Genomic DNA, 21,854 nt, shown 5'->3' on the forward strand with positions numbered 1-21,854 from the left:
CAAGCCACTCCGCAATCGACCTGTTCAAAGCGCTCTGGGTGTACACAGGGGTGCCTCCTGTCGCTCCTGCATTCAGTGAGGGCATTCAGCGTCGAGCACAGGCTTGTCGCCTACAAGGACCTCCAGAGGACCCCAAGGGGACATGCAGAGGACGGAGTTGACCTCGTAGGCGTGAAATGGCGACGCAGAGCGGACGTCCTGTGCGAGGGTTGAGAGCAGCCGTCATCAGGAGGTGTGCCGTGTCCCGACCGGCAGGGAACGTCCGGCTCAAGGCCGCGCGCGTGGCAGCCGGCTTCAACTCGCAACAGCATCTGGCCGACGCGCTCACCGAGCACGCCAGGCACCTGGGCATCCGGGGACTCTCCGTAGGGGTCCGGCAGGTCCGGCGGTGGGAATCCGACAATCCGCCCTGGCCGCAGCCGGACTGCCAGCGCGTCCTCGTCCACCTGCTCGGCCAGAGCATGGAAGACCTGGGCTTCACGCCTCCCTGGGGAGTCGAGGGACCGAGGCCCGGCCGTTCACCCCGTGCGCGCACCGCGACCGTTGCTGTCCCGGCAGCGGCATTCGGGCGAGCGGCGACCGCACAGCAACCGGCCACCGCAGGTGTCGACTATCTGGCAGTGACCCGATCCCACCGCCGCCTCTACTGGTCGGTGGCACCGACGCAGCTGCATCCCGCCGTTCTCGCCCATGCGGCGCTCGGTTGCGGTCTGCTCCCCGAATCGGCTGACGGTACCCGCCGTACGATCGCGACGGCGCTCGCGGAGACATACCTCCTCGCGGGCCGTATCGAGTTCTTCGACCTCAGCGAACCCGACACGGCCAACCACACGCTCGTCCTGGCCCTGCAGGCCGCCGGGGAGGCGGACGACCCGCTGCTCGGCGCGGCGATCATCGCGCACATGGCGTTCGTCCCGGGATGGGTGGGCGACCGTGAGGCGGTCGCGGAGCGCATGATCGCGTCCCGCACCTACGCCCGCCGTGCCGCTGCCTCGGCAGAATTCCTGGCGTGGCTGGATGCGGTGGAAGCCGAGTGCGAGACGCGCTGCGGCAACACCCGCACGGCACTCAACTTGATCAGGCACGCGGAGGACGTCCTGGCGGCCGGCACGGAGCATCCGTCACCGGAGTGGATGGACTGGTTCTCCCCGGCCCGCTTGGCCGCCTTCAAGGGCAACACACAGCTGATCGCCGGCCACCTCCCGCAGGCCCGTGAGACCCTGTTGTCCGCCCTTGACGCGCTGATGCCGTCGGAGGGCAAGCAGCGCTCCGTGGTCTACGGTGACCTCGCGGCGGTGGAGGCGGCGGCCGGCAGGCCGGAGGAGGCCTGCGGATACGCGAGCCGTGCCCTCGACCAACTGGCCGAGACCTGGTACGCCACCGGCATGGACCGGGTACGGGAGGTCCGCCGCGCCCTCGCTCCGCACCAGCACGAACGCTGCGTCCGCGACCTCGACGACCGCCTCTACAACTGGTGCACCACGGTGAGTGCTCTCACCCGTTGAAGTCACCGATCAGGTCAGGCAGTTCAGCGAGGCTCTCGACACGGAAGGTCGGCAGCTCCCTGGCCTGCGCGCTGTGCCACTGAATCGTGGCCCAGGGCCCGCGATGCACAAGCGCGGTGTGCATCCCTGCCTCGCCGGCAGGGCGGATGTCGTTGTCGCATCGGTCTCCGACGTACAGAATCTCGCCCGCGTCGAACGGGACGGCGTCGGCCACCCGCTTGAAGAACTCCGGGTCCGGCTTGCTCGCCCCCCAGTCATCCGAGGTACCGATCAGATCGACGTCGTCCGCGAACAGCTCTCGCAAGATCCGGCCGGCACGCACCGTCTGGTTGCCCGCGATGCCGAGCCACAGTCCGTCGTCCCGGAGCCGCCGCAGCGCAGGCCGGACATCGGAGTACAGGTCCTCTTCCCCGAACGTCTCCGGCTGCCCGGCGGCGGCCCGCTTCTCCCGCTCCTCGTACAGGTCGAAACCCGGACTGAACTCCTGGAATGTCTCCCGGTAGTCCCGCCCCTGCGCGATCACGGCCCCGAACATCGCGTGGAAGGTGTGCCGGGGGACGCCGAGCCAGTCGGCCCAAGTGCCGTACTCCCGGGTCTCGTCCACGAGACACTCACCTACGTCGAAGACGACTGCGTGAATCATGGAGGGAGAGTATCGGAGTCTGCCGAGTCATCCCGTTGTCCGTACGACTGTCCGTCCTCGAGGCTCAGCCCCGAAGGAACGAGTGAATCGCGGCTGCAAGTGCCTTGCCGAGGGGAATGGGAACGGCGTTGCCGATCTGGGTGGCGATCTCCGTCTTGGTCCCGCACCAACGGAAATCCAGAGGGAAACCCTGTATACGGGCGGCCTCGAAGTGAGTGATCGGCCGATTCTCTCTCGGATGGAGGTAACGGCCCTTCTCCGGTTTGTAGAATTCGGTCCGGATAGTCACGGAGGGCTCACCGAGACGAAGGCGTCCCATGACGTCGCCGGTACCGGTGTTGTGATTGTCCCAGCTCTCCGTGGAAAGGTAGTCGACCCGCGTCCTGACACCCGGTGGGTTCGGCGTGTCGAAGAGCCGAATTCTTCCGGTCTCGTCCACCGTGTACCACTTGTTCCGCAGGTCCTTACGGTTTCCGCCTTCAGGGATGGCGCGATAGCGGGCCCTTGAAAGGGCCTCCGGGTTGCGTCGGAAGTGCAGGTCGCCTGTGGTGAAGATTCCAGGGAGGACCGAGTTGACTTCGGGGATGAATTCCTTACTGTCCGGCAGTTCAGTCCCGCGGATCTCGCGACGCGCCGACTCGGTGAAGATGGTGTCGACTGCTTCCCAGTACTGGATGCCTGCATCCAAACCGTCGAGGACCTGGGAGGGCACCGACAGGGTCTTCCTGGGCCGCCGGACGTGTGTCCGGACCGGATACGTCATCGTGCGCCCGTTGTCGACGTCGCGGCGGACACCGATGACGATGGCTCGGCGTCTTGCCTGTTTTGCACCGTAATCTGCAGAATTGAGCAGATAGCGCTTGGTCTTTTCTTCCGTGCTGTCGGTTGGTACGTGGCCCGGCGGATCGACGAGCTGGTAATCGGCGAGTCGCCCGCCGGGTGCCACCTCGCTCAGCAAGTTTGCGAACTCGTCGGACTTGAGGAACCGGTCGACGTTCTCGATGACGAAGACTTTGGGTCGAATGTCCGCGACGACACGAACGTACTCTTCCCACAGCCGGTTGCGTTCACTGCCCTTCTTGAGGCGGTTCAGGGCCGAGAAACCCTGGCAGGGCGGACCTCCAACGACGACCTCGGCCTCCCTGGCCTCTGCGGTCGGTTCCCAAGCCTCGATGTCGCCGACGTGGACGCGAGCCGACGGAAGCCGCTCGTCCGGTCGGAGCTCTCCGAAGTTCGCAGCGTATGTCGCCGCCGCAGCCTGGTTGTGCTCGACGGCTGCGATGCTGCGGAAGACGGGGACGTTGTCGACTGCGTCCGCCGGACGGAACTCATGAAATCCCTGGGTGAAGCCCCCACAGCCGCTGAAGAGATCAACGACTGTGATGGGTTCAGAAGCAGCGGGACGGGGCGTACGCATGGCTAGATCTTAGCTGCGCAGAGCGGTTGCCACGGCGTGTCCCACAGCGGTGGCCAAGGGCGGGGGCATCGCGTGGCCCACTTGACGGTATCGAGACGTCTTGCCACCGGCGAACTCCCAGTCCGCGGGGAAGGCCTGGATCATCGCTGCCTGCTCGACAGTCAACTTGGGGTGGTCACCAGCAGGAAAGTCGGCACCGGGCGGCTCGTCAGCCAGGCTGTTTCCGTTGACCCCTAGTGCGGCCCAGGCCTTCTTGCTGCCGGTCGGGCCCAGATCGGCCCCTCCTCGACGGTCCGAACCTCCAACGAGTGCCGGCGCAGCCCGATCTGCAAGCCTGACCCATTGCTCCGCTCCGGGCCAACCGCGAGAGGACATGGAGGTGCCGAGAACCTGGCCCACGGTCGGCGCGGGGTCGCCACTGGGGAGAGGCCATGCGAATGCGGCGAAATAGGCCACTTGCAGGGCCACAAGGAAGCCGCTGCTCCGGTTCTGCGGTACACCGAAATCGGCCGCGTTGAGCACCTTCCAGGTGGAACGAAAGCCGACTCTGCTCAATTCACCTTCGATCCAGGCGCGATCTGATTCGAACTCCGGACTTTCGACAAGATCTGGGACATTTTCGAAGAGCACTGCCTTGGGCTTGACTTCGCACGCCAGGCTGATCGCTGCACGCAGCACCATTCGCTCGGTGGTGTCCTCGGCTCGGGCCACAGTGGCCGGCGACTTCACACGAGGCAGCCCCCCGCTGACAAGGTCGACGCCCAGCACGTCCGGTCGCATGTCCACACGGAAGTCGACGACATCGATGCACACCACGTCCCAGTGGGGTCGATTCCGATCAATGGTGAAGCAGGCATCGGCTTTGCTGTCCATCAATAGCACCGGGTCGAATCCGGCACGCTCGAGCCCGAGTGCCTGCCCTCCGGCGCCGGCGCATATCTCGAGAGACCTGAACCGGCGTTCAGTGTCAGGGTCTGCTCCGGCACGACGTGCGTTGCCCCCGATCCTGCTTGCGCGCACCGGCGAGGAGCTCTGTGATCGAGAGGGTTCCACAGGCGGCGTCGAGGAAGGCGAGGGGCCACCGCGCTGAGCGTCGATCGATTCCTGGGCCACCGCACGCAGCTCGCAGACAAGAGCTCGTTCGTCGACGCCGTCGAACATCACGAAAGGCGCTAGGCGGAGGAGCCGCTTGAGGAAATCTCGGAGTGTGTCGCGCTCGTTGAGTCCCCTGAGGTCGAGGTCCTTCCAGACCCGCAGAATGGCGCGAACCAAGTGCGGACTGCCGCCCAGTGCCGCGCGCCGGGCGTAGATCTGATCGAACGCCGCCTCGCCGAGGATCTTGAGTGCCTCGTAGGGCTCCGTTTCTCCGGGGGAGCGCACGAGTTGCGCACGCCACCACAACCGGCCGAAGACATGGCGGGTCAGATCCGTACCGAGGATCCGGTCCTTCGGGGGGCTGGGATAACGCCAGAAGGCGACGTCCGGCAGCAGGATCAGGGCAAGAAACGCCCAGACGTCCCTTGACGCCGCCTCTGCGGGGACCATGCCCATTTCTCCATGGAGCATGGCGGCCACTTGCAAGTCGAAATCCGCATTGCGAGTCCGGTCCGACTCCTCGGGGAATCCTGCGCGTTTTGCAAGGTCGAGAACCCCTTCGCGGAGTTCGCGCAACCGGTCGGGAGGCACCCGATCGCCACCGGTGGCCACGTATACCGATGACTCGTGAGTCAGGGCGACGCGTTGGGAGAGTTCGGCTACGGTCAATTTCCCGTACTCGTCGAAGAGGGGGCCGGCCTGTTCCGCGAGCAGCCGCGGGTAAAGGAAGCTCATGTAGACACCTCGAAGATTTTGACGGCCGCTTGCAGATCTGAAGCGAACAGGGCCGGTGACTGCCTGTGGCGCAGCCGGACGTCAGTGATCGACTGGCCAGGAAAGAGCTGGTCGAACAGGCTCAGCAGGGTCGCGCCCAGAGAACCCTCGGGAAAGTCGGCGTCTTCGGTGAAGTCGTCGTGAGCCAGGGCATGTTCGATCATGATGCGAGCGGCATCCGCGTAGACCGCGGAAAGCACGACCCGATCGATCGGGCGTGGCTTCGCCGCATTCTGAAAGGCCGTCGAGGTGACGACGTTGTGTTCGTTGACGAGCAGAAGCAGCGAGCCCATCGTTGCGCTCTCGAGGCCCCCACTGATCTGGAGATGCCACGCCGCGCTGTCCGGGAACGACGTCTTCGCGAAGTCGATCACGGCCATGGGGAACTGTGGGGCGTCCCCCTGTAGGCGCAGTGCCGCCCGGTCGCTCCACAGTACGGACCCGGCTCGGCGGGGCGAGGAGGGTCTACCGTCCGTCCTGCGCTCGGCGAGCAGGAGCGCGGTGTCGAGAAGGAGGAGACCGCCCAGATCGGCGCCGATCAGCCGCACATCGAGTTCGACTGTTGCCGTGCCGGCTTCGGCCAACCTGACCTGTTGAGCCGGTCCGCTGAGATTGGAACCGGTGGCGGTCCACACGGCTGCCAACGTGAGCACCGTGCCCGCCGGGAGGCCCGATTCCTGCCGGGCGCGGTCGAGATCGACGCGCACGGCCCTGCGTATGTGCAGGTCCATTTGGTAGTCCCAGTCGGGCAGCGCCTCGGGAAGGTCGATGTCGATGTCGTCGATCACCAGGCGCCACGGTTGGGCCATGACGACGTCCTCGGCCGGAGACCGATACGGAAGAACCCGTCGGCTCACGACGCCTTCACCGCCTCGACCTTGATGCCGATCTCCGTCATCGTGTCAGGGGCCGGTCGCACCAAGGCGCGCCAGACCGAGTCTCCGCCCTCGATCACGTACGGGTCACCAGAGTGCAGGAGTCCCGTCTCGTCCTCCCAACCGACGAGTTCTGGCATGCTCGCCCCGATGGGCGGGTCTGTCTCCCGGCCACCCGTACCCGGCAGGGTGACGGCCAGGTCGATGCGGACCAGCTGAGGACCGGGAGTGGGCAGTCGGAACTCCTGGACCAGCACGGAGGTGTCTCCCCGGTCGTCGTAATACGGGTCGCCGACGTATTGCACACGTGGCCGTCGGCGGGTTACTGAGCCATCGCCCGATGCAACAGTGAGCGCCCCGGCGCCGCCAGCCGTGTGGACGTTGGCCCCGCCCGTGGGCGCGCCGGTTCCCCGTTCCGTCAATCCATGTCCTTGCGAGGCGGGTACGACCTCCTCCACGTCGTCGCTGACCGTCCGTCGCGTGGCAGTGCTGCCGGGCTTCGAGTAGTCGGTGGCTCCGCCGATTCCCCATGCACCGCCGACCAACCCGGAGAAGAGAGAGCTGGCGGCACCAAGTGCGACGTTGCTGGAACCGGGCCGGGCGTTCCCCGTCAGAGACAGCAGACCGTTCAGCGCCTCGTCGATGCGACGAAACGTGCTCTGCACATACGTGCTCTCCGGACGATCGAGTGAGTGCCGGTTCCACGCGTCGTGAGTGGGCGGCTCGGCCTTCGCATAGACCTCGTCCATGGATTCATCAGCCCGAAAGACACCTGCATAACCCTGATTGGAGCTCGGCGGTTTGGGACCTGGGCGGTAGGTCACGACCAACTCTGCCGGGCGCATCAGACACACGTGATGAATCAGGTCCTCGATGTTCAGCATGCGCTGGGCACGCGTCGGCTCGAGTGGTGGCACTATTCGCTTGACCAGTCCCAGTCGGCCCAGATGTTTACGCGGCTTCCAACAGGCGAGGTCCTGCCCCTGCGGACCGGTCATCCTCTCGTACGCCGCGACGAACATATTGAGAGGCCGCGTCGTACGAGGGTCGGGTATGGGATGGTCGATGCCGTCGCACGTGACCGAGAAGCGCATGGCGGGCGGCCTGCCATCCGACGAGATCATCTTGGGCCACAGATGCCACGCGATGGTGTCCGCCAGATAGTCGGCGGCTTCGGCAGGTTCCATCTCGTCGAGGTTGGGGTCGATGACGACCACGCTCGTTCCCGTTTCGTCAACGGCGAACGGTCGCAGGCCCAGACGCTGGGCCACGGCTTCCGCTTCGTGCCCGACCAACGGCTCGACTACGTCCCCGGAGGTGTCACCCCACCAATGCCGGCCGGTGTACCGGCCTCCGGTCTCGGGCACATAGCTCTTCCACAGCGCACAGCCGATGAGACGAGTCTCGATTCCGCCCTCCGGCGTGCGACAGCGGGAGTGCACCAATACTGTCCCGGCCTTGGACAGCAAGTAGAAGATTCCCTTGCCGAATCCGTAGGTGCCGCCGCCGAGTGCCGTGTCCCGCGGCTCGCCGATGTTACGGATGAACGAAACGAAGTCACGCTCCGGCCCGACTGCGGCGTCGGCGCGTGTCGGACCACCGAGGCCGCGAGTCCCCCGGTCGGAGACCGCCAGGACCCGAATCGGCCCCCGCCTGAAGGTGTCGTTGAGCGGGAAACGATCAACATTCGTCGGAGCGCCGGCCAGGAGGAGCGTCCTCCAGGCGGGTGCGTGTGCGGGGCCCACCGTCCACATGTCAATGCCGTAGTCGACCGGTTGGAGCGAGCCAGCCGAACGCGCGTCCCAACTGTTCTGGGCCGACTCGCGGACCAGGATGGTGAGCAGGTCCAGCTCGGGGCGCCCTAGCTGATTGCGGATGCCTTCAGCAGCGCTCGCGCCTTCGGGCGGGTAGGGCTGGGAGTACCAGCGGGGCTGCGTCACGCCGACTCCTCGATCATGTGGTCGATCGTCTGCGACACCTCGTCCGGGCTCATCGGTACGGGAGTGTCCCCGGAGAGGTCGATGGTGTACTCCACGTCCAAGACAGAGACTGGAACGCCCGCAGAAACCAGCGCGCCTCGTGTGAGCCCGGGGAAGTCGGGACCCACTTGGTACCAGGTCTGTTCGGCAACTGCGAAGCGCGTTTCGCGGTAGCGGTCGGCCTCAAAGTGGCGGTAGCCGGTTTCCGCAAGAAGGCTCAGCAGCGTCGTTTCGTCGTCACACTGGTCGAGCACTCGCTCGACCAGATCCACGAAGCCGAGGCCATTGGCTGTTGCCGTCGTCAGACGGTGCAGACGAAACCACACCAGGCAGAGGCTTCCGTCCACGGGTACTTCGAGCTGGTCCAGCCCGTGTATACGAGCTTTCCTGCCACTGCTTTCAGTTCCGGCCTTCACCTCGACGGCAGCGCTACCGGTTGAGAAGTCGTGACGGTGCCCCTTCGGGCCGAGCCACAGGCGATGAGCGCTGGGATCTCGTTTCAGAAGCTCGCTGAGAAGCAGCAACTCGGCGAAAAGGCCGGTGAGCTGCTCGGGGCCCAAAGTCGGACCGTGCGTCTGGAAGAGTGCCTTCCACCGGTCCAACACTCGGTAGAGGGCCTTGACCGGGTTGCCGGGCAGCTCCGTGGCCGCGCTCAAGACGTCCAGGCAAAGACCTGTGAAGAGATCATTGAAGTCCCCGCGCAGGCAACCCAGGTCCGCATAGGTCTGATAGGTCTCCTCGTCCTCCAACGGCCTCTTGCGCAAGTGCAGCACTGGACCATCGAGACCGGAGCGCACCTTGCGATGCGTGTCCATGGGAACCAGGAGGTGTCGATTGCCTTCGTGGTCCACGGCCGCAGCCAGGGGACCGTCGTTCGTGACGACAGGTAGGTGGGCCACGCGCAGACGGTGCTCACCCGTGGTCGCCCGCGCTTCAAGGGCGGACCACAGTTCCTCCACGACCGTCCGAAGAGGCTCGTTGCTCACGCGTCTTCACCTTCGAGGAGGCTGAGGTCTTCGTCCTCGATGCGGACACCCGACAGGTCGGCGGAGATGTATTTCTCCACAGTGCTGTCCTGTTGCTGCGGCTCCGGAAAGACAAGGCCCACACCAATGACGTGTTCCTCCGCGTTCAAAGGCTTACGCGTCTTCTTGGGAGGCTTCGGCTCCGACGTTTTGTCGATGGGGTACAGGACGAGGAGACCCGTGTTGGGAAGATGCTTTTGACGGGCCGCCATGATGTCCTCCTCCTTAAGTTTTGCCGTGTCGCCGTCCAAGTCGACAGCCGCGTCACGGCGGCTCATCAGAGTCTTGATGTCGACAGTCCCGGCCCCTGAGTTGGTGTCGAGGCGAGCTCGAACCGCGCGTCCCACCGTGACATTGGGTGCGAAGGAGAATGGCTCTCCGGCAGGGTTACCGACGATGGCCACGTTCCAGCGACGCAGGGAACCCGCCACGGAGACCCGCTTTCTGATGTACGCGCTTATCAGGTCGGGGTCGTTCTCCGGCGACTTGTCGTGGAACTTGTAGGAAGCCAAGAAGTCGGTGATTACACCGTACGGCACGTCACGGAACACGTAACGACCCTCGACAGGACGTTCCTCCAGGCGCACGGCACTCTTGATGCAGGCCCCGACCAGAGCCTTGGCGGCCGAGATGTTGCCGCTCAACCATTCTGCATCGGTCCGGAAGTAGTGCGTCTGAATGCGCCTGCCGCCGTACGAGGATGCCGCAGTGACAGCAGAACGCATCTTGGCGGCGGCGGTGACCCGCAGGGCGGGATGGGTGCGCAGGCGAACGGCGAACGTGAGAGGGGTTTCGTCCTCGGTCATGTAGAGGTCGATGTCTCGTCGCATCTCGGTCTCGACCGTTGCGAGGTGGCGGAACCATTCCGCGAGCTCGTCGGTCATCCAGATCCGCGGAAGGTCCGCATACCCGTTTCTGAAACCGAACCAGCGTCCCATCTGCAGCAGAGTGTCGTACGCCGAAACCGCGCGAACGAAGTAGCTGACCGCGAGCCCTTCGAGAGTCAAGCCTCGAGACAGTGTGTTGCCACCGACCGCGATCGCGACCACCGGGCCGCTCTCGTAGTCGAGGCGGTCCTCGCTGCTGGAGTTGTCCATGATGACGCGGCAGTCGCGCAGCACTCCGGGCAACACGGTCAGAAGCGAGTCGAATGAAACCTTGGTCTCACCGAAGTCCTCGGCAGGGACACGAGCGGTCTCCTCATCCCACAAAGTGCGCAGACGTGCAAGAACGGTCTGGTCGTCGAGCGCGCCGAGTGTGCGATTCCGAAGGTGCTCGAGCGGCCGTTTGAAGCTGTTGTGGACCGACGTGTTGACGCTGGTGTGTATCAGCATCGTGCTGTGAGGGTTTCCCGTCCCACGGACACGGCGGGCTGCCGTCACCAACCAGAAGTATTCGATCGCCCCGCGCAGAGTGTCGGTGATGACCGGCTCGAACCCGTCGACGTCGGCCTTCGTCTCCGGACGAACGCAGGGCACGTCGTCGAGCGGGACCGAGCGGATCATGTCGTAGCCGTCGTCGACGTCGTCTTCGTCCTCGCCGTCGAGGGCGTAGCGCCCGAAGAGGACCTCCGTTCCGAAGTGACCATTGGGCTTGGGCAAGTTGACGACGAAGTCGCGCGGATACAGGTCTTCCGCACTCGGGTCGATAAGCAGGTTGGCGAACGGGGACGCCGTGTATCCGACGTAGGCCGACCGTGGCAGGCTGCTCATGAGGCTGAGGATCAAGGGGTTGATCGACTTGGTGGCCACGGTGGCCTGGTCCGCCTCGTCGTCGATGATCAGGGCGGGGCAATCCTTGAGGTAGTCCGATGCCTGGTTCAGCCACCGAGCAAGCTTGCGGAGAACGGTCGCGTTCTTCTTCACCACGCACAGGACGTGGGTCTTGTTGTTCTTGCCGAAGTACGCGGCAGGGTTTTCCTGGGGTGTGAAGTCTTTGTCCAGGCCGGTCAGTTGCGACCACAGTGACGGGTTGGGCTCCACCAACTGCTGCACCAGACGGGCTTGCGTCTGGCGTCGCAGTCCGTTGTGGATGCCGGCCAGGACGATGAAGAGTTTGTAGCCGCGGTCGGCTGCCTTGGCCATCACCGAGGTGAAGTTGGTTGTCTTACCGGACTGCACGTATCCGACGACCAGGCCTCGAGTGGAGAAGGCCTTCTCCTTTGGATGGTTGAGCAAGGAGACCACGCGGGTGGAGGACTCGTCGAGGTCACGGATTGCGGGCTCTTCCGGCCATCCGTCCTTGCGGAGCAGGTTCGCGATCGCCGGCCAGCACTTGTCCTTGGCCTGAGGGCCGGTGTACCAGGTGTCGCGGTTGCCGAGAACCACCGCGTGCGGCTCTTCGAGTTCCTTGATGCGGAGGGTTTGCTGCTCGTGCCGCTCACGGATTTTCTCAATCACGTGCTGCTCGACACCAAGCAACTCCAGCCGCTTGACCGCTTCCGACGGAGGGAAGGACTCCAGCAACGCCTGGAAGGTCTCGTACATGGCGTCGAAATCTTCGGTCATTGGGTCGACAGCCCCCCGCTCTCGTTCGTCCAGTCAACTGCCCGCAGCTTCCAGCGACCGACTGCGTCGACGCATGGGTCAGCGGCACGGGACGCCGACCGGCCCCCCGTCGTTCACGACTCCTACACATTATTCGGTGTCGAGAGTCGTTGGTAGATGAAACAACAACCTCGCTGGACACCCTGGGGGAGGTTTTCGTGTCGTTATCCGGCGGGATAAACCAATCCGATGTTCAACAGAAGTGGACATATGGGTGTCGAGTCTCCCGTCTCTGGCGTCACGAGTCTGTGGCGGTCGCGCGCCTGGAGGCGACGACAGTTTCGATTTTGTGGGCGACCTCATCGACGGATTCGTGCTCCCAGAAGCGCAGCACAGTCCATCCTTCTGCGGTCAGATGGGAGGTCGTCTCGGTGTCGCGAGCCATGTTCTTGTCGAGCTTGGCTCGCCACCATGCCGCGTTGGCCTTGGGGTGCGTCGCGTGCTCGGGGCAGCCGTGCCAGAAGCAGCCGTCGAGAAAAACGGCGATCTTCGCCTTGGAGAAGACGATGTCGATGGTTCGGCGGGGCATGCCCGGCACCGGTACGTTGACGCGGTAGCGCAGCCCCGAAGCGTGCAGCAGCTTTCGAACCGCGACCTCCGGCGCCGTATCCCGGGAGGCCTGGCGGCTCATGCGGGCGGATACGGCGGGGGACGAAGGGACGGCGTGCGACACATAAGCATTTTGCCGGCGGACCGTCGGTGTTGGGTACGGAGCTCGTCGACCGGTGACTGCCGGCACCGTGAGGCCGCTCGCTTCCGGGGCATTGTCGCGCTTCCGCGGACCGCGCCAAGGACGCTGTGCGTCGCCTTCGGCGATGGCCCTCCGGGCCACCCTTGACCCGGCCCGCTCCAGCGCGGGGGAGAAGCGAGCGAGCGGCCTCAGGGAGAGCGGGGCTTGGTCGGGTCAGTGAGGTGGTGGATGGGGGCGCGTCGGCGTCTCGGATGCACGCCGGGTCGGCATGGCGACTGCAGGAAGCGCCGACAAGAGGCCCTTACGTCTGCTCGACCGGTGCGGTTCTTTCCGGCCGGCCACCGGCACCCTGGGGCGGCGGTCAGACAGGGCTGGTTGTCCGACAGGCGCTGTTCCGCCGCCCTGTTGCTCGTCGGGGGGCGGGTCAGACGTCGGTGCCGTGGCACTCGCCGTATGTTCGGCCTGAGCCGCACCAGCACGGGGCCGTCCGTTCCGGGGGCCACGGGATCGCTCGGCCTCGGGCTGCGAGGGTGGTGGCGTACTGGGGGAGGAGGGTGGCGTCTGTGGGGGTCGTGCCCTCGGAGGCTGCGAAGGCCTCGTACGAGGGGACCGTGCCCGTGACGATGCCCAGGTTGGCCGTGCCGGAGGCGGACAGTTCCCGCAGCGAGGCCTCCGTCGTCGCCAGGTGGGCCTCGTAGGAGGGGTACTCCTCGGCGAGGGCCGGGTAGTCGGCGACGAGTTCGGCCAGTTCCTCGGCCGGCCAGTGCAGGATGGCCACCGGGAACGGGCGGGACAGCGCCTCGCGGTACGTGCCCAGTTCCGCCTGGAGGCGGGAGATCTCCGCCTGGAGCTCCGCCGGGTTCGAGGAGCCCAGGGACCACACGCGCTTGGGGTCGTGGAGCTCGTCCAGGGGGACCGTCGCCGTGTTCAGGGTGTCCGCCAGGGTGTCCCAGTCGTCGTGCGGCAGGCCCAGCATGCGGCGCACCCGGTGGCGGCCGAAGAGCAGCGGGCGCGCGGCGTACGGGGGTTCCGCGTCCTGCGGGAGCAGCAGGTGCGCGGCCTGCGTGAAGGTGTCCTGCGCCGCTTCCAGCTCGTCGTGGGACTCCAGGGCCTCCGCGACGATCACCCACGGCGCCGGGTCGCGCGGGGCGGCGACGCGGATGCCCTCGATGATGGCGCGGGCCTCGGCCTCGTGGTCGTACTCCCACAGGTTGGACGCCTTCAGGGCGCGGACCAGGTGGGGGTTCTCCAGGGTCTCCCCGGACGTCAGCAGGCGGTCGTAGAGGGTCGTCGCGGCGGGGCGGTCGCCGGCGAGTTCCAGGTGGGCCGCGGCCCGCAGCAGCAGGGCTTCCGCGTCCTCGGGGTACAGGCCGGCGGTCCGCTCCAGGCGTGCCGCTTCGGCGGTGTGGTCGACGTTCTCGGCGGGCGTGTCGGAGCGCATGGTGGACACCGTACTGCCCAGCGGTGACGAAAGTGAGGGGTCCGCCGGGCGGTATCACCGCACCTCCGCAGCCCGGGGCGGCCTGCGCCCCCGGCTCCTCCGTCGCCTCCCGGCCCTGCGGCCTCCGGTCCGCTCCCGCAGGGCGCGGGGATCCCTCGTCGCCTCGCGGCCCCGCGCGCTCAGGCCCGCTCCCGCAAGGCACGCGGGTCCTCCGTCGCCTCGCGGTCCCGCGCGCTCAGGCCCGCTCCCGCCAGGGCACCGGGATCTTCCGCGGGCCCGCGGCCCCGCGGCCCCGCGCCCTCAGGCCCGCTCCCGCCAGCGCACCGGATTCCTCCGCCGCCCCGCAGCACCCGTCCTCAGGCCCGCTCCCGCAAGACCCCCACGCCCACCGCACCGGCCGCCGCAAGGCCCGCCGATACCAGCAGGGCCACGTCCGCGCCGTCCGGCAGGCTGCCCGCCGAGGTCGCCAGCGCGATCGTGAGGGCCACGCCGGCGCACGAGCCGATGTAGCGGAACGTCTGCTGGGCGCCGGAGCCCATCGCCGCGCGCTGCGGCGGGACGGACTCGACCGCGACCAGCGGCAGCGCGGCGTTCAGCAGGCCGCTGCCGATCCCGCCGACCAGCAGTCCCGGCAGCAGGCGCGGCCAGGAGCCGGCCGACAGCGCGCCGAGCATGGTCAGCGCGGCCGCCGCGTGCAGCACGAAGCCCGCCGCCAGCTGCAGGCGCGGCGGCACCCGGCCCGCCAGGCGCCGCGCCTGCAGCGCGACGACGAAGGACAGGCCCGACCACAGCAGGAACAGCCACGCCGTCGCCATCGCGGACATCCCCAGCGTCTGCTGCAGCAGCGCCGGGAGGTAGCTGAACAGGCCGATCACCGCCAGGCCCGTGAACAGCCCGCCCGCCGAGGACGCCAGGAAGCGCGGGTGGCGCAGCAGACCCAGGTCGATCATGGGCGTGGCCGTACGGCGTTCCACGACGGCGAAGAGTGCCAGCAGCGCGACGGTGGCCAGCAGCAACAGGCCGACCGGGGCGCGCAGCCAGCCGTCCCGGCCCAGGGTGAGGGCGGCGACCAGGCACACCAGCGCCGGGCCGAAGGTCAGCGCGCCGAGCAGGTCCGGCCGCCCGCCCCGCGGGGCCCGCGACTCCGTCAGCGCGCGCGCCGACAGCGCCGCCGTCACCAGCGCGGCCGCGCCGAGGACGCCGTACGCCACCCGCCAGTTCGGCAGCGCGCCCGCGACCAGCGGGCCGACCGCGATGCCGCCGGAGACGAACGCCCCCCACACGCCCGTCGCGTGCAGCCGCCCCCGCGCCGTCGGGAACGCGTGCACGATCAGGCCCAGACTGCTCGCCAGCAGCGCCGCGCTCGCCGCGCCCTGCGCCACCCGGGCCAGCGTGAACAGCCATGTGGACGTCGTGAGCGCGCCCAGGGCCGTGGTGAGGCCGAGCGCCAGGGTGCCGGCGGTGAAGATCCGGCGGCGGCCGTAGTCGTCGGCGAGGCTGCCGGCGACCAGGAGGAGGGCGGCGAGGCCGAGCGGGGTGCCGTTGAGCAGCCAGGCCTGCGCGGAGAGCGGGGTGTGCAGGTCGGCGGCCGTGTCGGGGAGCGTCACCATCGGCGCGGTGTACGTCATCAGCGCGATCGCCGTCGCCGCGCTGGTCAGGGCGAGGGTCGCGCGCGGACGGGCGGGTGCGTCGCGGGGCGGGGTTTCGGGCGCGGACGAGGCGGGGGCCGTTACGGCCGGTGCCGGTGCCGGTGCCGGTGCCGGTGTCGCGGGCGGTGGCGCGGGGGCCGTCGCGGCCTGAGCCGTGGGGTCGGGGCTGGGCATGGCCGGTTCCTTTCCGGTTCGGTCCCGGCACGGGCCGTGCGCCGGCCTGCGGCGGGCCTCCGGGTCCGAGGGCTTCAGGGCGCGTGCGGTCGGGTACGAGAACTGCGGCGCGGTTGGTTCGGTCACTGAACCTACCCGTTGTGGCCACCCTAACAGTCAAGGTTCGGTGAGTGAACCTACGAGCGGAAAAATCGGTACAGTGGCCTCATGGCACTGGGCAAGGACTACGCGACACAGGAGTGCTCCATCGCCCGCGCGCTGGAGGTCGTCGGCGAGCGGTGGACGCTGCTCGTCATCCGCGACGCCTTCTTCGGCGTCCGGCGCTACAACGACTTCCTCGTCCACCTCGGCATCCCGCGCGCCGTCCTCGCCGGCCGCCTGCAGACGCTCACCGAGCAAGGGATCCTCGACAAGCGCCGCTACCAGCAGTCGCCGCCGCGCGACGAGTACGTCCTCACCGAGCGCGGCATCGCCCTGTGGCCCACCCTGCGCTCCCTCGGCCTGTGGGGCCGCGAGCACTACGGCGAGCAGCCGCTGCGGCTCTTCCGGCACGCGACCTGCGGCACCGCGCGGGAAGTCGGTCCGTACGGCGAATGTCCCGACTGCGGAACCATCGTGCCGGTCACGGACGTTGTCATGGAGCCGGGGCCGGGACTCGACCGCGACCCGGCGGATCCGGTCAGCCGGGCCCTGCTCCGGCCCCGGAGGCTGCTGCAGCCCCTGGAACCGGATCCTGTATAACCGGGTTGTAGGGACGCAGGTCTGTTTCACCGCAGGTCTGTGTCGACACAGGTCCGTGTCAACGGCCGCCGGGCCGCTTGAAGAAGCGACCTGAAGAAGCGACTTGAAGAAGCGAGTCGTACGACGAGGGGGGGATCGCCGATGGACGGTTGGGCCAGGCTGCGTCCCGCCGCCGCGTTGCTGCTCCTCGTCCTGCAGGTCGCCCTGCTCGACACCGGCAGCCTCACCGCCACCGTCGCCCTCGCCGCGACCGCCGCCGCGGGCTCCGCGCTCGCGGTGTGCGCCTGGGTCACCGCGCGCAGCGTGCCCACCGTGCCGCCCACCCGGGTGCGCACGGCGATACGCGACCGTGCCCGCCGTACGGCTTTCCTGCCCCAGCGCGACCCCGACGCGCCCGGCCGCCGCCGGCCCCGGGCACCCGGCCACGCCCTCCCGGCGACCATCGCGTAGGGCTCTCCCGCCACCCGCCTGCCGGCGACTCCGCTCGCCGTTCGGCGCCCCGCCACCCGGCGACTCCGCCTGCCGGCGACCACCGCCGTCCGGTGACCAGCGCCGACCGGTGACCACCGCCGTACGGCGACCCCGGCCGCCCCTTGGCGCGCTGCCACCGGCGGCCCGTCGCCCACCGGCGTCCCGCCACCGGGCGGCCTGTCGCCCACCGGCGTTCAGGGCACCCGGCGGCAGCCCGTCGTCCCCCGGCGTCCCGCCACCCGGCGACCCCAGGCCCGCCCCGGCATCCCGCCACCCGGCAACCCCTGGCACCGCCACCGGCGACCCCAGAGCTGCCACCCGGCGACCCCAGAGCTGCCCCCTGGCGCGCCCCGCCCCGGCGACCACCCACCGGCGGAGCCCCCCGCGTACGTCGTCACGCCGCGCACCCATCCCCATCGTTCCGGCACGACGTGACCCCGGAGGGCCACTCACCCATGTCCGTTTTCGCCCATCTCGTCGAGCGGCTCGCCGAGCTGCTGCAGCCCCTGTTCCACGCCTCCGCGGCCGCCGCGGCGATCGTGCTGTTCACGATGCTCGTCCGGCTGCTGGTCCACCCGCTGTCCCGGGCCGCCGCCCGCGGGCAGAAGGCCCGGGCCGCGCTCCAGCCGAGGATCGCCGAGCTGCGCACGCAGCACGCCAAGGACCCGCAGAAGCTGCAGAAGGCCGTGATGGAGCTGCACGCCGAGGAGAAGGTCTCCCCGCTGTCCGGCTGCCTGCCCAGCCTGCTGCAGGTGCCCGCGTTCTTCCTGCTGTACCACCTGTTCTCGAACACCACGATCGGCGGGGAGGCCAACGGGCTGCTCGACCACGAGCTGCTCGCCGCGCCGCTCGGCGACCGGTGGGCGGACGCCCTGGCGCACGGCGGCCCGCTGGGCGGCGCCGGGCTCGTCTACCTGGCGCTGTTCGCCGTCGTGACCGTCGTCGCCGTCGTCAACTTCCGGCGCACCCGGCGCACGATGGCCGAGAACAGCCCGGTGCCGGCGGCCGGGGACGGCCGGCAGGTGCCGGGGCTCGGCGCGGTCACCAAGGCCATGCCGTTCATGTCCTTCTTCACCCTCGTCACGGTCGCCGTCGTCCCGCTGGCCGCCGCGCTGTACGTCGTGACCAGCACGGCGTGGAGCTCGGTGGAACGTGCCGTGCTCTACCGCTGAGCGCGAGCGCGCACCGGACCGTGCGAACCGGACCGCACCCTACGGTCCAGTACGTGAACCGGGTCTTGCGGAGTGGAACCCCCTCTTGGAGGATCGGCCAAGTCCTCCGATGGCTGCCGAGCCTCGGCCGCACCCGGCGGCACCCATCGGCCGGGCGCCCGCGATCGAGGGAGATGGTGAGGACCATATGAAGCTGCTGCGAGTCGGTACGGCGGGGGCCGAGCGTCCGGCGCTGCTCGACGCCGACGGGATCCTGCGGGACCTGTCGGAGCTCGTCGGGGACATCGACGGCGCGCTGCTCGCCGACGACGCGGCCCTCGGCCGGATCCGGGCGGCGGCCGAGGCCGGTGAGCTGCCCGCGCTGGACGCGGACGGCCTGCGTATCGGCCCGCCCCTGGGCCGCATCGGCAAGATCGTGTGCATCGGGCTGAACTACCACGACCACGCCCGCGAGACCGGCGCCGAGCCGCCCGCCGAGCCGGTCGTCTTCTTCAAGGCGCCGGACACGGTCGTCGGCCCGAACGACACCGTGCTCGTCCCGCGCGGGTCCACCAAGACCGACTGGGAGGTCGAACTCGCGGTCGTCATCGGACGTACCGCCCGCTACCTGGGGTCGGCCGAGGAGGGGCTCGCGCATGTCGCCGGGTACGCGGTGGCGCACGACGTGTCGGAGCGGGAGTTCCAGATCGAGCGCGGCGGCACCTGGGACAAGGGCAAGAACTGCGAGACGTTCAACCCGCTCGGGCCGTGGCTGGTGACCGCCGACGAGGTCCCCGACCCGCAGGCGCTGTCCCTGAAGCTGTGGGTCAACGGCGAGCTGAAGCAGGACGGGACGACGGCCGAGCAGATCTTCCCGGTCGGGGAGGTCGTGCGGTACGTCAGCCAGTTCATGACGCTGTACCCGGGCGACGTCATCAACACGGGGACCCCCGCCGGGGTCGCCATGGGGCAGCCCGAGCCGAAGCCCTATCTGCGCTCCGGGGACGTGGTGGAGCTGGAGGTCTCCGGGCTCGGGCGGCAGCGTCAGGAGCTGAAGGACGCCTGAGCGCGCTGCGGGGGCCGGGGAACCTGGGGGCGGGAAGACCCGGGAATCGCACTCACCCCAGCAGCGAAGCCAGGCGCCTCCACTCCTCCCGCGGCAGGTCCTCCCTGTCGCGGCCCGTCACCACCTGGAGCGCCACGTGGTCGGCGCCCGCCTTGAGGTAGCTCTCCACGCGCTCACGGATGCGGTCCTCGTCGCCCCAGGCGAAGACCGCGTCGAGGAGGCGGTCGCTGCCGCCGCCGGCGAGGTCGTCCTCGGTGAAGCCGAGGCGCAGGAAGGTGTTCGTGTAGTTGGGCAGGCCCAGGTAGACGGCGAGGGCGCCGCGGGCCAGCTCGCGGGCGCGGGCCGGGTCGGTCTCCAGGACGACCTTCAGCTCCGGCGCGAGCAGCGCGGCGCCGCCGAGCGTCCGGCGGGCCTCGGCGGTGTGCTCCACCGTCGTCAGGTACGGGATCGCGCCGGCCGCGCGGTCCCGGGCCAGCTCCAGGTTCTTCGGGCCGAGCGCGGCGAGCACGCGGCGCTCGGCGGGGACCCCGGCCGCGTCGAGTTCGTCGAGGTAGGCGGCGAGGGCCGCGAGGGGCCTGCGGTACTGCGAGGCCAGCTTGGCGTGGCTGACGCCCAGGCCCAGCAGGAAGCGGCCGGCGTGGTCCCGCTCCAGCCCGGCGAAGCGGACCGCGGTGTCGGCGGCCGTGTGCTGCCAGATGCTCTGGATGCTGGTGCCGACGGTGATCCGCCCGGTCGCCGCCAGCAGGGGCTCGGCGTGCCCGACGGCGCTGCTGCCGCCGAGCCACAGGGCGCCGTAGCCGAGGTCCTCCAACTCGGCCGCGGCCTCGGCCAGTTCGCCGCGCCGGCTCGGGTCGTCCGAGCGCAGGCCCACGCTCCAGATGCCGTACCGGCCGATCCTGTCCTGCACCGTGCTCATGGGTCCCTCCGGGCGGGCTGCGTGATCATCACGTCTACGGCCAGTCCCAACCGGAGGGATCCCCGGGTTAATCCCGGCGCGTGTCAGATCTTCAGAAACTCCTCCAGCGCCTCCACCACGAACCGGTGGTCCTGCAGCTGGGGCAGACCGGAGACGGTGACCGCGCCGATCACGCCGACGCCCTCGACGGTGATCGGGAAGGAGCCGCCGTGCGCCGCGTAGCGGTCGGGGTCGAGGCGGGAGGACTCCTCGAACGTGGTGCCCTTGGCGCGGAAGCGGGCGCCGACCAGGTAGGAGGCGCTGCCGTAGCGCTCGACGACCCGGCGCTTGCGGGCGATCCAGGCGTCGTTGTCGGGCGTGGAGCCGGGCAGCGCGGCATGGAAGAGCTGCTGGCCGCCCCGGTGGATGTCGATGGCGACCGGCGCCTGCCGCTCGCGGGCCATCGAGACGAGCAGCGAACCGAGCGCCCAGGCGTCGTCGTGGGTGAACTGCCGGAACACCAGGCGGCGTTCCTGAGCCTGGAGCTCCTCGACGCTCGGCGTCAGCTCGGGCGTGAACTTGGGGGTCGGTCCACCGGTCACAGCGTCACCACCACGTTGTCGCGGACCGACCTGCGGGCCGCTTCCAGTACGTCGAGGGCGTCGGCCGCCTCCCGCGCGGTCACCGGGTTGGGGCCGTCGCCGGTGAGGGCCTTCGCCACGGCCGCATAGTAGGCCGGGTAGTCGCCGGGCAGGGTGGGTTCGGTGCGGCCGCCGCCGGTCACCGGGGACTCCCCGGCGCCCACGCGGCCCCACAGCTCCTGCGGTTCCTCGCCCCAGCCGGCGCCGGGCCGGCGGCCCTCGCGCAGCGCCGCCTCCTGCGGGTCGAGGCCGTACTTGACGTAGCCGGCCTGCGAGCCGAGCACGCGGAAGCGCGGGCCGAGCTGGGCGGTGGTGGCGGAGACGTACAGGTGGGAGCGGACGCCGCTCGCGTGCGTGAGCGCGAGGAAGGTGTCGTCGTCGGCCTCGGCGCCGGCGCGCCGCACGACCGCCTCGGCGTACACCTGGGTGACCGGCCCGAACAGCACCAGCGCCTGGTCGACGACATGGCTGCCGAGGTCGTACAGCAGACCGCCGATCTCCACCGGGTCGCCGGACTCCCGCCAGCCGCCCTTGGGCTGCGGCCGCCACCGCTCGAAGCGGGACTCGAAGCGCCATACGTCGCCCAGCGCGCCCTCGGCGAGCAGCTTGCGCAGGGTGAGGAAGTCGTTGTCCCAGCGGCGGTTCTGGAAGACCGACAGCAGCAGCCCGCGGTCCTCGGCGAGGGCGGCGAGCGCGCGCGCCTCGGCGGCGGTGCCCGCGATCGGCTTGTCGACGACGACCGGCAGGCCCGCCTCCAGGGCGGCGGTGGCGAGCGGGACATGGGTCTTGTTGGGGGAGGCGATCACGACCAGGTCGAGGTCGCCGGCCCGCTCCAGCAGCTCGTCCGCCGTGGCCACGGTCCGCACGCCGGGGTGCTCGGCGCGGGCCTGCTCCTGCCGCTCGGGCCGGGAGGTGACCACGGCGTCGAGGGCGAGGCCGTCGGTGGTGGCGATCAGCGGGGCGTGGAAGACGGAGCCCGCGAGGCCGTAGCCGATGAGGCCCACGCGGAGGGGGGTGCCTGTCGTACCTGTCATAGCCCCCACTTTCGCAACGCTGTTGCCAAAGTGCAAGCGGC

At 69.0% G+C, this 21,854-nt stretch carries 18 protein-coding genes; 5 read left to right on the top strand and 13 right to left on the bottom strand.

Annotation, left to right across the window (positions count from 1 at the left end):
* The first annotated feature begins 239 nt into the window (after nucleotides 1-239).
* Nucleotides 240-1,505 (top strand): transcriptional regulator, encoded by a 1,266-nt coding sequence (locus ACF1AL_RS00540; RefSeq protein ID WP_391825222.1) that lies wholly within the window; start codon nucleotides 240-242, stop codon nucleotides 1,503-1,505.
* Here ACF1AL_RS00540 and ACF1AL_RS00545 read toward each other — a convergent pair.
* The 10 genes from ACF1AL_RS00545 to ACF1AL_RS00590 form a co-directional block, all read right to left on the bottom strand.
* Nucleotides 1,495-2,148, bottom strand: a complete 654-nt coding sequence (locus ACF1AL_RS00545) for an HAD family hydrolase (RefSeq protein ID WP_391825223.1) — start codon at nucleotides 2,146-2,148, stop codon at nucleotides 1,495-1,497. The genes ACF1AL_RS00540 and ACF1AL_RS00545 overlap by 11 nt on opposite strands.
* A gap of 64 nt (nucleotides 2,149-2,212) precedes the next feature.
* Nucleotides 2,213-3,565 (bottom strand): DNA cytosine methyltransferase, encoded by a 1,353-nt coding sequence (locus tag ACF1AL_RS00550; protein ID WP_391825224.1) that lies wholly within the window; start codon nucleotides 3,563-3,565, stop codon nucleotides 2,213-2,215.
* 9 nt (nucleotides 3,566-3,574) lie between these two features.
* On the bottom strand, nucleotides 3,575-5,395 hold the full coding sequence (locus tag ACF1AL_RS00555; protein WP_391825225.1) for a DUF6339 family protein: 1,821 nt from the start codon (nucleotides 5,393-5,395) through the stop codon (nucleotides 3,575-3,577).
* A complete protein-coding gene (locus tag ACF1AL_RS00560; protein ID WP_391825226.1) occupies nucleotides 5,392-6,243 on the bottom strand; it encodes a hypothetical protein in 852 nt (283 codons plus the stop codon). The genes ACF1AL_RS00555 and ACF1AL_RS00560 overlap by 4 nt, the downstream gene beginning before the upstream one ends.
* Nucleotides 6,244-6,287: 44 nt before the next feature.
* Nucleotides 6,288-8,249 (bottom strand): hypothetical protein, encoded by a 1,962-nt coding sequence (locus ACF1AL_RS00565; protein WP_391825227.1) that lies wholly within the window; start codon nucleotides 8,247-8,249, stop codon nucleotides 6,288-6,290.
* Nucleotides 8,246-9,274: a PD-(D/E)XK motif protein gene (locus ACF1AL_RS00570; RefSeq protein ID WP_391825228.1), complete on the bottom strand. Its 1,029-nt coding sequence runs from the start codon at nucleotides 9,272-9,274 to the stop codon at nucleotides 8,246-8,248. The genes ACF1AL_RS00565 and ACF1AL_RS00570 overlap by 4 nt, the downstream gene beginning before the upstream one ends.
* Nucleotides 9,271-11,820, bottom strand: a complete 2,550-nt coding sequence (locus ACF1AL_RS00575; protein ID WP_386915644.1) for a Z1 domain-containing protein — start codon at nucleotides 11,818-11,820, stop codon at nucleotides 9,271-9,273. Before ACF1AL_RS00575 ends, ACF1AL_RS00570 begins: the two co-directional genes overlap by 4 nt.
* A 277-nt stretch (nucleotides 11,821-12,097) precedes the next feature.
* The gene (locus ACF1AL_RS00580) at nucleotides 12,098-12,532 is read right to left on the bottom strand and encodes a very short patch repair endonuclease (RefSeq protein WP_391825229.1); all 435 of its coding nucleotides are present in this window, start codon (nucleotides 12,530-12,532) and stop codon (nucleotides 12,098-12,100) included.
* A gap of 442 nt (nucleotides 12,533-12,974) precedes the next feature.
* A complete protein-coding gene (locus ACF1AL_RS00585) occupies nucleotides 12,975-13,991 on the bottom strand; it encodes an SEC-C domain-containing protein (RefSeq protein WP_391818860.1) in 1,017 nt (338 codons plus the stop codon).
* Nucleotides 13,992-14,347: 356 nt separating this feature from the next.
* The gene (locus ACF1AL_RS00590) at nucleotides 14,348-15,814 is read right to left on the bottom strand and encodes an MFS transporter (protein WP_391825230.1); all 1,467 of its coding nucleotides are present in this window, start codon (nucleotides 15,812-15,814) and stop codon (nucleotides 14,348-14,350) included.
* 207 nt (nucleotides 15,815-16,021) lie between these two features.
* On the opposite strand from ACF1AL_RS00590, the gene ACF1AL_RS00595 reads away from it, so the two are divergent.
* From ACF1AL_RS00595 to ACF1AL_RS00610, 4 genes are all read left to right on the top strand, one after another.
* Nucleotides 16,022-16,555 carry a winged helix-turn-helix transcriptional regulator gene (locus ACF1AL_RS00595; RefSeq protein ID WP_391825231.1) on the top strand — a complete coding sequence of 178 codons (534 nt, stop codon included), beginning with the start codon at nucleotides 16,022-16,024 and terminating at the stop codon, nucleotides 16,553-16,555.
* 141 nt (nucleotides 16,556-16,696) lie between these two features.
* Nucleotides 16,697-17,005, top strand: a complete 309-nt coding sequence (locus tag ACF1AL_RS00600) for a DUF6412 domain-containing protein (protein ID WP_384203598.1) — start codon at nucleotides 16,697-16,699, stop codon at nucleotides 17,003-17,005.
* Nucleotides 17,006-17,481: 476 nt separating this feature from the next.
* On the top strand, nucleotides 17,482-18,198 hold the full coding sequence (locus tag ACF1AL_RS00605; protein ID WP_391659922.1) for a YidC/Oxa1 family membrane protein insertase: 717 nt from the start codon (nucleotides 17,482-17,484) through the stop codon (nucleotides 18,196-18,198).
* Nucleotides 18,199-18,385: 187 nt separating this feature from the next.
* Nucleotides 18,386-19,243 (top strand): fumarylacetoacetate hydrolase family protein, encoded by an 858-nt coding sequence (locus ACF1AL_RS00610; RefSeq protein WP_391825232.1) that lies wholly within the window; start codon nucleotides 18,386-18,388, stop codon nucleotides 19,241-19,243.
* Between the two features lie 52 nt (nucleotides 19,244-19,295).
* On the opposite strand, the gene ACF1AL_RS00615 is transcribed toward ACF1AL_RS00610, so the two are convergent.
* The 3 genes from ACF1AL_RS00615 to ACF1AL_RS00625 all read right to left on the bottom strand — a co-directional run bounded on the left by ACF1AL_RS00615 (nucleotide 19,296) and on the right by ACF1AL_RS00625 (nucleotide 21,813).
* A complete protein-coding gene (locus ACF1AL_RS00615; protein WP_391825233.1) occupies nucleotides 19,296-20,159 on the bottom strand; it encodes an LLM class F420-dependent oxidoreductase in 864 nt (287 codons plus the stop codon).
* 83 nt (nucleotides 20,160-20,242) lie between these two features.
* A complete protein-coding gene (locus ACF1AL_RS00620) occupies nucleotides 20,243-20,740 on the bottom strand; it encodes a heme-degrading domain-containing protein (protein ID WP_391659920.1) in 498 nt (165 codons plus the stop codon).
* A complete protein-coding gene (locus ACF1AL_RS00625; RefSeq protein ID WP_391825234.1) occupies nucleotides 20,737-21,813 on the bottom strand; it encodes a Gfo/Idh/MocA family oxidoreductase in 1,077 nt (358 codons plus the stop codon). The genes ACF1AL_RS00620 and ACF1AL_RS00625 overlap by 4 nt, the downstream gene beginning before the upstream one ends.
* Between the last annotated feature and the right edge of the window lie 41 nt (nucleotides 21,814-21,854).

The organism is Streptomyces sp. NPDC014801, assembly GCF_043082085.1.
Taxonomy (GTDB): Bacteria; Actinomycetota; Actinomycetes; order Streptomycetales; family Streptomycetaceae; genus Streptomyces.

Excerpts from the sequence above, each read along its gene's own strand:
- ACF1AL_RS00545 (WP_391825223.1), bottom strand. The coding sequence starts at position 2,148 with ATGATTCACGCAGTCGTCTTCGACGTAGGTGAGTGTCTCGTGGACGAG.
- ACF1AL_RS00550 (WP_391825224.1), bottom strand. The coding sequence starts at position 3,565 with ATGCGTACGCCCCGTCCCGCTGCTTCTGAACCCATCACAGTCGTTGAT.
- ACF1AL_RS00555 (WP_391825225.1), bottom strand. The coding sequence starts at position 5,395 with ATGAGCTTCCTTTACCCGCGGCTGCTCGCGGAACAGGCCGGCCCCCTC.
- ACF1AL_RS00560 (WP_391825226.1), bottom strand. The coding sequence starts at position 6,243 with ATGGCCCAACCGTGGCGCCTGGTGATCGACGACATCGACATCGACCTT.
- ACF1AL_RS00575 (WP_386915644.1), bottom strand. The coding sequence starts at position 11,820 with ATGACCGAAGATTTCGACGCCATGTACGAGACCTTCCAGGCGTTGCTG.
- ACF1AL_RS00585 (WP_391818860.1), bottom strand. The coding sequence starts at position 13,991 with ATGCGCTCCGACACGCCCGCCGAGAACGTCGACCACACCGCCGAAGCG.
- ACF1AL_RS00590 (WP_391825230.1), bottom strand. The coding sequence starts at position 15,814 with ATGCCCAGCCCCGACCCCACGGCTCAGGCCGCGACGGCCCCCGCGCCA.
- ACF1AL_RS00595 (WP_391825231.1), top strand. The coding sequence starts at position 16,022 with ATGGCACTGGGCAAGGACTACGCGACACAGGAGTGCTCCATCGCCCGC.
- ACF1AL_RS00600 (WP_384203598.1), top strand. The coding sequence starts at position 16,697 with ATGGACGGTTGGGCCAGGCTGCGTCCCGCCGCCGCGTTGCTGCTCCTC.
- ACF1AL_RS00605 (WP_391659922.1), top strand. The coding sequence starts at position 17,482 with ATGTCCGTTTTCGCCCATCTCGTCGAGCGGCTCGCCGAGCTGCTGCAG.
- ACF1AL_RS00610 (WP_391825232.1), top strand. The coding sequence starts at position 18,386 with ATGAAGCTGCTGCGAGTCGGTACGGCGGGGGCCGAGCGTCCGGCGCTG.
- ACF1AL_RS00615 (WP_391825233.1), bottom strand. The coding sequence starts at position 20,159 with ATGAGCACGGTGCAGGACAGGATCGGCCGGTACGGCATCTGGAGCGTG.
- ACF1AL_RS00625 (WP_391825234.1), bottom strand. The coding sequence starts at position 21,813 with ATGACAGGTACGACAGGCACCCCCCTCCGCGTGGGCCTCATCGGCTAC.